At 29.5% G+C, this 12,469-nt stretch carries 11 protein-coding genes and 2 pseudogenes; 9 read left to right on the plus strand and 4 right to left on the minus strand.

What is annotated here, in order from left to right; translation table 4 throughout:
• Positions 1–7: 7 nt before the first annotated feature.
• On the minus strand, positions 8–3,115 hold the full coding sequence (locus tag VBM91_RS00920) for a type I restriction endonuclease subunit R (protein ID WP_323188975.1): 3,108 nt from the start codon (positions 3,113–3,115) through the stop codon (positions 8–10).
• 237 nt (positions 3,116–3,352) lie between these two features.
• Here VBM91_RS00920 and VBM91_RS00925 point away from each other — a divergent pair, with 237 nt between their 5' ends.
• Positions 3,353–3,835 carry a hypothetical protein gene (locus tag VBM91_RS00925; RefSeq protein WP_323188976.1) on the plus strand — a complete coding sequence of 161 codons (483 nt, stop codon included), beginning with the start codon at positions 3,353–3,355 and terminating at the stop codon, positions 3,833–3,835.
• A 36-nt stretch (positions 3,836–3,871) separates the two neighbouring features.
• Positions 3,872–4,672, plus strand: coding sequence for a tyrosine-type recombinase/integrase (locus VBM91_RS00930; protein ID WP_323188977.1), 801 nt, complete (start codon positions 3,872–3,874; stop codon positions 4,670–4,672).
• On the opposite strand, the gene VBM91_RS00935 is transcribed toward VBM91_RS00930, so the two are convergent.
• Together VBM91_RS00935 and VBM91_RS00940 are read right to left on the minus strand one after the other, a co-directional pair.
• Entirely contained in the window at positions 4,662–5,198 is a 537-nt protein-coding gene (locus VBM91_RS00935) for a hypothetical protein (protein WP_323188978.1), read from the minus strand. The genes VBM91_RS00930 and VBM91_RS00935 overlap by 11 nt on opposite strands.
• Before the next feature lie 96 nt (positions 5,199–5,294).
• Entirely contained in the window at positions 5,295–6,341 is a 1,047-nt protein-coding gene (locus VBM91_RS00940; protein WP_323188979.1) for a restriction endonuclease subunit S, read from the minus strand.
• A gap of 29 nt (positions 6,342–6,370) precedes the next feature.
• On the opposite strand from VBM91_RS00940, the gene VBM91_RS00945 reads away from it, so the two are divergent.
• The gene (locus VBM91_RS00945; protein WP_323188980.1) at positions 6,371–6,889 is read left to right on the plus strand and encodes a hypothetical protein; all 519 of its coding nucleotides are present in this window, start codon (positions 6,371–6,373) and stop codon (positions 6,887–6,889) included.
• Here the strand turns inward: VBM91_RS00945 and VBM91_RS00950 are convergent.
• The gene (locus VBM91_RS00950) at positions 6,858–8,336 is read right to left on the minus strand and encodes a class I SAM-dependent DNA methyltransferase (RefSeq protein ID WP_323188981.1); all 1,479 of its coding nucleotides are present in this window, start codon (positions 8,334–8,336) and stop codon (positions 6,858–6,860) included. The two genes, VBM91_RS00945 and VBM91_RS00950, sit on opposite strands and share 32 nt — an antisense overlap.
• Positions 8,337–9,286: 950 nt before the next feature.
• Here VBM91_RS00950 and VBM91_RS00955 point away from each other — a divergent pair.
• From VBM91_RS00955 to VBM91_RS00975, 6 genes and pseudogenes are all read left to right on the plus strand, one after another.
• Positions 9,287–9,868, plus strand: a pseudogene (locus VBM91_RS00955) (DNA cytosine methyltransferase); the annotation flags it as partial.
• Between the two features lie 236 nt (positions 9,869–10,104).
• On the plus strand, positions 10,105–10,317 hold the full coding sequence (locus VBM91_RS00960; protein WP_323188982.1) for a DNA cytosine methyltransferase: 213 nt from the start codon (positions 10,105–10,107) through the stop codon (positions 10,315–10,317).
• 1 nt (position 10,318) lies between these two features.
• Positions 10,319–10,723, plus strand: a pseudogene (locus VBM91_RS00965) (Eco47II family restriction endonuclease).
• Positions 10,642–10,830 (plus strand): Eco47II family restriction endonuclease, encoded by a 189-nt coding sequence (locus VBM91_RS03060; RefSeq protein ID WP_416234917.1) that lies wholly within the window; start codon positions 10,642–10,644, stop codon positions 10,828–10,830. The pseudogene VBM91_RS00965 and the gene VBM91_RS03060 overlap by 82 nt, the downstream one beginning before the upstream one ends.
• Before the next feature lie 246 nt (positions 10,831–11,076).
• Positions 11,077–11,379 carry a hypothetical protein gene (locus VBM91_RS00970; RefSeq protein WP_323188983.1) on the plus strand — a complete coding sequence of 101 codons (303 nt, stop codon included), beginning with the start codon at positions 11,077–11,079 and terminating at the stop codon, positions 11,377–11,379.
• A gap of 410 nt (positions 11,380–11,789) precedes the next feature.
• Entirely contained in the window at positions 11,790–12,467 is a 678-nt protein-coding gene (locus tag VBM91_RS00975) for a hypothetical protein (protein ID WP_323188984.1), read from the plus strand.
• The last annotated feature ends 2 nt before the right edge of the window (positions 12,468–12,469 follow it).

Consider the following 12,469-nt stretch of genomic DNA (forward strand, 5'->3'; position numbering starts at 1 on the left):
CTAAAGGTTAATCTTCGCTCATTATATATTCAGCTTGTTTAATAACATCATCTACAGCTTGTTTTTGATATTCTGGAGGATAATTATACTTCTTCAAAGATTCTTTTATTTTTATTCTCATTCTTGCTCTTGTGGATTCTTTATGGGCTCAGTCTGTTGATGCGTATTCTTCAACTACTGACTTTAATTCCCTGGCAATAAGTTTAAGCGTTTCATCGTTTAGTAATTCTTTAGCTGATTTATCTCTAATTAAAGCATCATAGAACGCTTTTTCTCTTCCGAATACACCAAGGTCTCTAGCTGTTTGTTCATCCCTTACCATTTCACTAGCGAATCCAACTAAATCAACAATAGTTTGTTCTGGTGAAAAAATAGCATCTCTATCATTATATTTTTCTAAGATTTTTCTTAATCTTTTACTGTATTCTTGAGATTTAAAGTAATTATTTTTTCTAGATTCAGCTATTGCTCTTTCAAGTAACTTCTTGACAATTTGAACAAACACATGAGGAGGATTTTTTACTCTTAATTCTTCTATGTTTTTCTCACTCAACAATTCAATAACTTTACTTGAATCTTCTTTTGTTTGAGTTAATACTTTTACTTCATCACCTTTAATAGCATCTGCTAGAAGATTAGAAACATATTCGTTCATTTCTTTTATAGAAACAGTTGGAGTTTTTGCTCTAAGCTTTAGAATAAAACTTCTAATAGCTAAGTAATAATAAACATCATTTTTCTCTTCTTCAGTTAAAATACCAGCACAAACGACAAAGGCTTGCTTTACAGAAAAGGAAAGATCACTCATAAATGCATCTTCTCTTTTAGCATTTTGCAGCACAAATTCTGTTCCGATTTGTACAGCTTCAAATCTTTCGTGATCATTAGAGCTATAGAATTTGCTTTTATCAATTTTGTAAAATCATTCATTAAGTACACTTAATTTTTCTTTCAAGATGTCATAAATTTCTTTCTTTACATCTTGAACATTTTCTTGTCTGTCTCTATCTGTATATTCTGTTAATGCTTCATTTAATGCTTCATTTAGACCTATGTAATCGACAATTAAACCATAATACTTACCTGGATAAACACGATTAACACGAGCAATAGCTTGCATTAAATTATAAGATTTGAGTCTCTTAATAAAATATATTGCATCTAAGTCGGGTACATCAAAACCGGTTAATCACATATCAACTACAATTGCGATTTTATATTTTGATGTATCTTTTTTAAATTCTTCACCTAACTCTTTTCTATATGCAGAATCTTTAAATAGATTACGCATTTCTTCTGTGTCTTTATTAGATTCAGTAACAACTAAAATTACTTGTTCTTTCATTTCAGGTGCAATCTCATCAACTATTTTCTTATATAGTTTTAAAGCTGCATGACGAGTTTGACAAACAATCATGGCTTTTCCGTTTAAAGTACCCTTTCTCTCAGAATAATGAGCCATAATATCTCTAGCAAATAAATCAATCATGTCATCATCTTCTAAAATGACTTTGATTTTGCTCATTTCACGTTTTGATTTTTCTATTGCTTGATTATCTGCTTGTTCATTTTTCACTAAATCATTATAGTAATTATCAATTTGATTCAATATTGATTGATCTGTCCAAACTTTTGCAAGTCTAGATTCATAAAAAAGTTTTACTGTTGAACCATCGATAACTGATTGAGTCATATCATAAACATCGATAATATCACCGAAAATGTCTGTTGTTTGTTTTTCCTTTGTTGATACCGGAGTTCCAGTAAATCCAATAAAAGTAGCATTAGGTAATGCTTCTCTAATATACTTTTCTACTCCATATTTGAAAACTGCTTCTAATTCATCAGTTTCTTTATTTCTTTCGTAATGAACAGTCTCATAAATTCCATAGTGCCCTCTATGAGCTTCATCAGTCATGACGATAATGTTTGAACGTTCATTTTTTGGTAAATGATGCTTATCGAATTTACCAACTGTAGTAAAAATTATTCCACCTTGTTTAATGTGCTTAAGCTTCTTAACTAAATCTTCTCTAGATGTAGCTATTTGAGGTTCGCATTTTAGGTAATTACGCGCACTAAAGAAAGTTTTATAAAGTTGATCATCTAAGTCGATTCTGTCTGTTAAAACCACTATAGTTGGAACATTTAAGTCTTTGTTAATCAATAATCTATGTGCAAGCATTAGCATTGAAAATGATTTACCACTACCTTGAGTATGTCAAACAATACCAGCTTTACCATTTCCATTTGACTTAATACTATTTAAAATTGATTGAACTGATTTTTTTACTCCAAAATACTGGTGATACTGCGAGATTATCTTGACTGGTTTGTCATTTTTATCTTGAATAAAGAAAATATTATGTTTAATAATATCTAGTAATCTGCTTTTTTCAAACACTCCATCTATGAAGGTATTTAGTTTAAATGCATAATTATCATCATAACCTTTTTTACCATCAACACTTTTTCACTCATTGTATCTATCGAATTTAGAAGTCAATGTTCCGATTCTAGTACTTACTCCATCAGAAATTACTAAAAAAGCAGAGTAATTAAATAAAGTTGGAATATCATAACGGTATCCATTAGACTCACTGCTACCACCTAATTGATTGTAAGCGTCTTCCAATGTTGCTCCAGTAGCGTCTTCAACTAAAGACTTAAGTTCCATCACAATTAAAGGAAGTCCATTTATATACACAACTATGTCTGGTATTCTAGTCGATCTTCCTTCATTGAACTTAATTTGATGAACTAATTGAAATGTATTATTATCTACATTATCAAAATCAATGAATTTGATAAGAGGGTTAACTTGATATTTATTCGACTCAATTGTCACACCTTCTACTAACATTTTGTGAACTAAAAAATTCCTTACAAATAAAGAAGGATTATCAACTCTCATAAGCATATTCATTGCTTCATTAAGTATTTCTAAATCATCAAATTTATTTATTTTAATTAACGAATTTAAAAGAACTTCATTATTAATGAATTCATCAAGCTTTCTTTCACTTAGTCATGAATCATCAAAATTTAAAAATTCAAAACCATTTTTTTCTAAAAGTTCTATAATGCTATTCTCAATAGTAGCTTCATTAAACATAAGAATTTACCTCGAAATTATTATATAAAAAAGCAGTTGTTTTTCTCAAAATTAATACAGATAGTTAACACTATAGGAAGCATCGATGATCTTATCGAAAATTATGAAAATCAGATATCAAAAATATTAAACATAATTAGTATGTCGTTATCTGATGAAAGTCTCATTCCTTTTGAATATTACTCGCCTCAAATTATCAAATCTGGTATAAAAAAATATAATAATACCAAGAATTATTTGGACACATCGTCCGTAGAAGGTATTAACAATATTTTGCAATTTGATTCATTCAACTTTGAGGACAGACCATCTAGAGCAAACATGCAACCAGTGGTTGATTCAATATGATTTGCCAAGATGAAAGAATCAAAAAAGGTAATTATAGTGACAGAAAAAGATGATGATTTACTTAATGATTATATCTTTTCAACAGGATATTTAGGAGTCGAAGCTACAAACAAATTACCACTATCGTTTCTAACAGGTATTATTTTATCCCCGAACTTTTTTGTTCAAAGAGACCTTAACTCTGTAGGGACAACCATGGCTGGGATTAATAATGAAACATTTAATAAAATTCTTGTCCCTAAACTATCTGATGAAGAGATAAATAGTTTCAATAAGGAGTTTAGTCCTTTAGTTATTCATTTAACTTCTTATAGAAGAAAAATAAAGAAGCTTAAAGAATTGAAGAATCTACTATTGAATAAATATTTCTAGATTTTAGTACCTTCCATAAATAGGAGGTATTACAATTTGAAAGAATTTATTTCGTTTTTACAACATCAAAATTTAACAAAAAATACTATTGATGCTTATGTTATTGCAGTTAAACAGTTTAGTACAGAATTTAGTGAAATAACAAAGCAAAATTTATTAGCTTTTAAATCAATATTAGTTGATAAGTATAAGGGTAAAACTATTAATTTGAGAATTCAAGGAATCAATAAATATCTGGAATTTTTAAGGAAAGAAAAATTAAAACTAAAATACATAAAAATTCAACAAAAAAGTTTTTTAGAAAATGTTATTAGTGATGCAGATTACGAGTTCTTTAAAAACAAATTGCTCAAAGACAAAAATTATGAGTGGTATTTTATTGTTAGATTTTTAGGAGCAACTGGTGCTAGGATTTCTGAGCTTATTCAATTCAAATATGAGCATTTAATAAGAGGTTATATAGACCTTTACACAAAAAGTGGCAAAATAAGAAGAATATTCATACCCGTTAGATTAAGAAAAAAAGCGATAGAATATTATGATTCTATCACTAGAACAGAGGGTTATCTATTTCTTAATAAAGATGGTAATCAAATATCAACTAGAGGTATAGCTCATCAGTTAAAATCACTAGCAAGAAAATATAATATGAATCTAAATGTAGTTTACCCACATTCTTTTAGACATAGATTTGCAAAAAACTTTTTAGAAAAATGCAAAGATATTGCATTACTAGCAGATTTAATGGGACACGAATCTATAGAAACCACTAGAATTTATTTGAGAAAAACAAGCGAAGAGCAACAGGAAATAGTTGACAAAATAATTAATTGGTAAAATATTTATTAAGCAGTATAGATTTAATATCTAGACATTTTGATTTTAACATTTTCACTTTAACCAATAATTCATAAATATAATTGAAAAAATTAATTTCATCATTGGTAGGTTCGCAAGCCAATAGCATTGGTATAGCTTTGGAAGCATGCAAAATTGTTGTGCCTTGCGAATTATCTTTGATAATAGACTGATTTAAATTGCTTAATAATTCAAAGAAGGCAAAACCTTTATTTTCAGATATTACTTTATATATTCCTGAAGAGTAAGCGCCTGTTAACCCAACATTCACCCTTCCAGGAGCGCCGTCAAATGCTATTAAAGTATCATCTGAGTTACATGTTTTTAGGTTTTGTGCTTTTTTTATATAACAATTTTTTAATGAATCTAAATCACCGACTCTTAAGTACGGAATAAGATCATCTCTATTTTGAGATTTATCTATATAGTTGCTGGAACCAACCTCTATTCCTTTGTCAAATATCCCATATTTCGAGAAGGGAACGTGATTTCTAATAAAATTCAAGGAGTTTATTTTTCTTAATCCAATAGATTTAATTTTAGTCTCGATTAACTCATAATTTTCAATAAGATCATCAATGCTTCCTATAGTGTTAACTATCTAGAAATATTTGGTGAGTAAAATATCTTTAATTTTAATTAATAAAGAGATTTGATTTCTATAATTAAGAATTAAGTTGTAAATTTGTCCTATCTTCTCATTAATTTCTTCAGAATGATTGTTTAGATTTATTGATATTTTTTCAAGCATTGGTTTAGTAATAAATTTAATTACCGATCCTTGAGAATTATTTTTCAAAACATTTATATTATTTTCGCATTCTTTTAGAAACAAGTAAAAATATTTTTGAGGTTCTAATACATAAGTCCTTTGATATGCATTAAATTTACCCTTGTAATGTTTAACTGAGATTTCACCATTACCAGCAATTATTATAGCCTCACAATCAAAAGCATAATCATTAATTAGTAATTCATTAGTACCACATGTAAAAAATGGAAAAGAACCGGTCTTATCAGCTTCATTAGCATTAAGCTTTCCTGTTTTTATTAAGCATACATCTGCTAATGATAGATTTTGTATACATGGATATTCAGAATTTTGAGAATAAAGATTTGTTGACATTATTTTTAAAAAATTTATTTTCTCCTCAATTTTTTCAATCAAATCATCAACTGTTCCTATAGTGTTAACTATGTGTTGTTGAATTTCTATGTTTGGTAATTCGATATCTACATTTTCAAGTTGTTCTTTAGACAGCTCTTTGAATGTCGAACCTCCAGCAATTGAATCTAAATATTCTCTATTCTTAAGTAACCAATAATATAAATACATAGGTTTAACTAGATTTTCATTACAAATCATTGATTTAAACCCTTGATTTGTACATAGTGAGTTGTCTGCTATTGCAACATATCCAATAGGAGCTCTCGAAGTTAAAAGAACAGTTCCTTTAGGAACTAAAGTAGTAGAACAACTGCTATATCCTAATTCTGTTATATTTCTATTACCATAAGAAATATATCTAGTCTTTAACGAAGACATGTCCTTTGGTGTTATTCACTTTATATCACCACCCCAAAATTCAGGATTAGAAGTACTTGGGGTCGAACCATTGATGATATTTACTATATTTTTCAATTTCATTACTAATACCTCATTTCTAGGAGTTTTATATGAATACAGTAAAGTTAAAAGATATATCAATAGGTAATAAAGGTTCATATGGAATCGGTGCCTCAGCATACAAATATGAACCATCATTGCCACAATACCTCAGAATCACTGATATATCGGATGACTCAAAAATTAACATACCGTTGCCTGCATGTATAAATGTGCATGAATATCCAAAATATAAAAACTACTTTTTAAATGAAAATGACATAGTTTTTGCTAGAACCGGTAATAGTACCGGTAGAAATTATTTTCACAATGGAAGTCAGGATAAAATAGTTTATGCAGGCTACTTAATTAAGTTTTCTATCGATTCTAGCAAAATAAATCCACGTTATGTCGGTTATTATTGTCAATCAAATTCATATTGAAAGCAAGTGAAATCGCTATTTACAGGAAGCACACGATCTAATTTAAATGCAATAATGTATGGTGAACTATATATTCCTATATTGGAGCCATCAAAGCAACAATACATAGTTAACATTATTTTAATTCTTCCATTAATATCTCTTTAACCTTATCTTCTAGTTCTTTACCCTCCTTCATTAATTCTAATAATTCAGCAGTAGTCTTTCTTAACTCTTCTTGAATTTCTTCAGGAGATAATTTGTTAGACTCATCTGCTCCAACGTATCTTCCAGGATTTAAAGAGAAATCTTTTTCTTTGATTTCTTCTAATGTAGCCTTCTTACAAAAACCTGGTATATCTATAAGAGTACCTTCTCTAAAATCACGATAAGCTTTAACAACTTTGTCTACATCTTTTTGTTCAAGGACTCTTATTTTTCTTGAGACTAATTTCCCTAAGTTGTCTGCGTTTACAAATAAAACATCGGTGTTAGTTTTTCCTTTATTTAAGATTCAGCATTGAACTGAAATGGTAACATTTGAAAATAATTTATCGGGCAATGCTAGAATTGCTTCAACCTTACCTGATTCAATCATAGCCTTTCTAATTTTGTAATCATCTTTAGTATTACTTGTTGTAGCTCCATTCGGCATCAATATTGCTGCTTTACCATTAGGTGCTAATTTAGAATACATTAATGAAAGTCATGCATAGTTAGCATTCTTCATGTCTGGTTTTCCGAATACTCATCTAGGATCACCTTCAAGAGATGGTTTTCAATAATCTTTTAAATTGTATGGTGGATTAGCGATGATGTAATTTGCCCTTAAAGACTTATGTAAATCATCTGCAAAAGAATCAGCGCTTTTTTCACCTAAATTTCCTTCAAGTCCTCTAATAGCTAAATTCATTTTAGCCATTTTTCAAGTTCCAGGATTTGATTCTTGACCATAAATTGAGATGTTATCAACGTTACCTTGATGCTCTTTAACAAACTTAGAACATTGAACAAACATACCACCACTTCCACAACATGGGTCAAAAACTTTCCCACTATAAGGTTCTAAAATATCAACCATTAATTCAACAACAGATTTTGGAGTGAAAAATTCTCCACCTTTTGTCGGTATATACTTAGCAAAAGCACCTACATAGTACTCATAAACTTGGCCGAAGAAATCACCATCAGCATCTTCCATATTTAAATTATTAGTGAAAAAGTCTACTAAGTCTCCTAAAGCAGATTTATCTAAATCACTCTTAGAATAAGTTTTAGGAAGAATTCCTTTTAGTTGATTATTGTGTTTCTCAAGCTCGATGAAGGCATCATCAATTACTTGACCTAAATCACTTTGTTTAGAGTGGCTTGCTATATTGGTTCATAAGGCATTTTTAGGTACTAAAAATACATGATCTTGAATGTAATAGTCTTCATCTTTTTCTCTACCGTCGCCAACTTTTTTTAGCTCATCATATTTAGCAATGTACTTATCACTAACATATTTTAAAAAGACTAAGCCCAATACAACATTTTTATAATCAGCAGGATCACATTTGTCTCTTAGTTTTTCTGCTGCTTTTCATAAAACATTTTCATCAATTATTTGTGACATACTTATCCTTAAATTCCTTCAATATTTTTAATTATTTTATTATAACATAATCAAAGCCATTTATTACTCTTTCACTATATTCTGCATGTTTTTGGGTTAAATCAGATCCTAGATTACTACAACTAGATTGCTGAATTTTATAAGAACAAGAAAAATAGACAGTTGTTTTATTTTCCCTCTACTTTTCTTGTTTGAGTTTAATAACAACTCATTCTTAATTTATTACACATGAAAAATATTAAATAGCATTTTGAACTTATTCATCTCTTGATTCATAAGCTTGAAAATATAAGTTATCTAATATTTGTTTTGATTTATTTATGATCAAATCTTCATAATTTTCAATACTGAATAGATTGGTAATGGATGAACTTCTCTCGCTTGGTAAAATTGAACTGTTAAAAAGTGACTTTGACAAAAAAACTACATATTTTTTATCAGTATAAATTACACCCTTCTTTCCTTCAGTTTGAAATATGGAGTCAACGAATTGTATACTAGGCTTAACATACTGACCTGATTCACCACAGTCTATTGCCTCATTTAAAGATCAATCAAAAATGAATCTACCATAAAGTGAGTTGATTTTATATCCATCAAACCCAAGTCTTGTGAAAAGTTATAATAGTTTAATTTTTTTGATTCTCTTTACTCTTCATAGCTAGAATGAGCAAGCCTTTCATATATTGGTCATAAATTGATTAAAATTTGCATATTTTTCTCCTTCTAACCATAAAGAGAAATAAAAAATTCCCATCACAATAATAGGAGTCATTGATCTATTTTCAACCTCCTCCATCATTCAGACTTTAGCAATTCGCTTTTTCAAGTAAGTTGCTGGTGGGTCATATGGTCTGTCTCTCGCCACACTCTTTATGTTTACTTTGATATCATGCTCTTTTTTATGCAACAATAGCCAATTTAAAATATATATTTGGAGAGTTGAAATAATGAAAAAAAGAGAAAAAATAAAAGGTATTGAATTATTTGCAGGAGCTGGTGGATTAGCTTTAGGCCTAGAAGAAGCTGGTATTCAACACATAGGCTTAATTGAAGTTGATAAATGAGCTTGTGACACATTGAAAACTAACAGACATGAATGAAATGTTACCCAAGAAGACACAACAAAAATTTCACAAGAGGATTTATGCGAGTTATTTAATCAAAAAGAAGGAGAACTAGATGTTTTTTCAAGTAGAGCTCCTTGCGAAAGTTTTATTTATGCTTGTAAAAGGTTAGGTTTAGAGGATACGAGAGGAACTTTATTCTACAACTATGCCTTATTCCTTAATGAGCTTAAGCCGAAAATGTTCCTATTTGAAAATGTTAAAGGTTTACTTTCACACGGTAATGGTAAGACTTTTGAAGTTATTTATAATATTTTTATAAACGAAGGTTAAAAATTGGAATATCAAGTTCTAAATGCTTGAGATTATAATGTGGCTCAGAAAAGAGAAAGATTAATTTTAATTGGAATTCGTAATGATTTAGTTGACAAAATTGTTTTTCAATTCTCAAATAAACATTATCCTAAACCTGTTTTAAGAGATATTTTATTAGATGTTCCTGCTAGTGATGGCGCTAAATATTCTAAGGAAAAAGAAGCTATTTTTTCACTTGTCCCAGCAGGTGGATATTGAAGAGATATACCTGAGGAAATAGCGAAGGAATATATGAAATCCAGTTGAGATTCATATTGAGGAAGAACTGGTATTTTAAGAAGATTAAGCCTTGATGAACCATCATTAACTATCTTTACAACTCTCAAATGAAGCAAACATACAGGTGTCATCCGTTCGAAAATAGACCATTTACAATTAGAGAATCTGCAAGAATTCAATCATTTCCAGATGCGTGAACTTTTAAAGGTTCAGTTGCAAATCAATATAAGCAAATAGGAAATGCAGTCCCAGTAAACTTAGCTAAAAGTGTCGGAAAGCAAATGGTCAAAGCTTTAAAAAATATGAAAAGAGATGACTAATATGAGCTACAAATATAATTTAAGTTTTATTAGTGAATGTGATTTTACAAATCACATTAAAGAAACCGTTGATAGCTACGTAAAAGGTACTGAAGAAATTGATTTAAAGAAATTTAATACCAATGTAATCGATCCAATAAAACTACTTTTTGATAAAGAAATTTTAAATAAGAGTTTTACATCATTGATCGATCGAGAGATTGAAAGATAAAGAGATAAGCGCAATAACAATGCAATCGGTTATTTTCATCAAAACATTTTTAAATATATAGAAAATTGTGCTGTTCCAGATCATGATTGTGATATTATTATTAAAAATATGGATTGACTTTATATGTTGAAATGAAAAACAAACATAATACAATGAATAGTTCATCAAGATATAAAATTTACTCAAAAATGTTAGAAACAATTAAGACATCAAATAATGAAATAAATATGAAACCACACCAAATGCTAAACTTATGAAAGAGTCAGATTTTTCTCGATGGTATTTTATGGATTATTACATAAAAAGCATTAGTGATCTTTATAAGAAAATCTGCGAGAGAGGCTTTTATGGCCCTCGGGAGAACGAGTCTGTGCTAAGAGCTATGAAGGTTGCTGTGATTAAGAAAGTTATCGCAAAACTTGGTCTGAGTATTAAAAGGAAAAAAAAGAAGATTTGATTTCTTGCTTGCTGGATGAAGCAGATGAATATTCTTTGAAAACAGCTTTGAATAGTTCACTTTATTCCATAACTCACACTAGAAAAAATGGATGAGCGAACATAGAGACAAATATATGTATTACACATCAGAGGATTCCTTTTCTTCACTTGAGGCATTCAAAGAATATTGGACTACGAATGATCCAAATACTGTTAAGATGGAAAAATATCTAAAAGAGATTCGTACAGATAAAGAAATCCTTGGAAGATACGCCTACGATGGGATTATAGGATTACTTGATAAAAAAGGTGGCAATGAATGAGAAATCTTAGTTTGTCTCAACAAAGAAGAACTACTTATAGATTTAAGTGGTGCGTTAAGTTATAAAAATTGGAAAGATCTTTTTAGATAGGGACTAGAAAAAAGTGGCCATGCAAATATTTGATTTACTCCTTATTTATTTAGAACTATTCCAAAGTGCATGGATTAGTACGACGAAGGAATCATTGATGAAGTATTCACACCGAAATCACATATGAATATATGTGCTAAAGAGGTTTACAAAGAAATTATCGAGATGATCTTTGATGACTTTGTAGACAACGATACACAAAAACGATATGAGAAAATGCTTTAAGATTTAGCATTTAAATTTACAACAGAAATGAGGATAAAGAGAAGATGAGCCAACGTGAGGAAATATTATCATTAATCAAAGAACGTGGCCAGGTGACTCATGGTGATATTTCTGTCGCTCTTTATGGTGATAATAAACACATGCCAAACGTTTATGGTGCGTTGAAGAAACTTGTTGACTCTGGGGTGGTAAAGAGAAATAGTAATCATCCTTCTTATTACTCATTGTCTAGTGACAACTACGAAGAACATACTATTAATGCAGATAAAAACAAAATATGCTTCTTAGAAATCACAAATGAGTCCATAGAAGAAGTGGAAGCAGAGGTAGAGGCTACAGAAAACTACGGACGTGAAAACAGATTGATCACTGATTGTTTTAAGAAATATCCAAGTAATACAGATATCGAAACTGTGGCTTTGAAGATTGGTTTAATTGATATCACAAATTCTACAAATATTTCTAGATATAAAAGATTTATCAGTGTTGTTGAATTAGCAGAAATAATATCATCTGTTCCAAATATTGATGAAAGGATTAAAAACGGCGATCCAGAAGTTGTAGCGACTATTGCTAGAGCTAATGGAAAGATTAATCTGTTCTCATTTGCAACCAAGTATTGCTGTTACCACAACAAGAATCTTTATGGCAGGGATGATTATTCAATATTAGATACTGTGTTGAAAGAGTCATTACCTAAGGTGTTCAAAGATATAAAGAAGTCGAATATCCAACATTGGGTGGATACATATGACTATAAATCTTATAATGATTTCATCACAAATAAACTTGATGAGCTTGGAATAACTATTCCTTTTAGAAAGAGGAAGTTTGACCATTTTATCTGGTATAAAAATAGATAGAG

It is taken from the genome of Mycoplasma sp. 2248 (assembly GCF_034863245.1).
Classification (GTDB): domain Bacteria; phylum Bacillota_I; class Bacilli_A; order Mycoplasmatales; family Metamycoplasmataceae; genus Mycoplasmopsis.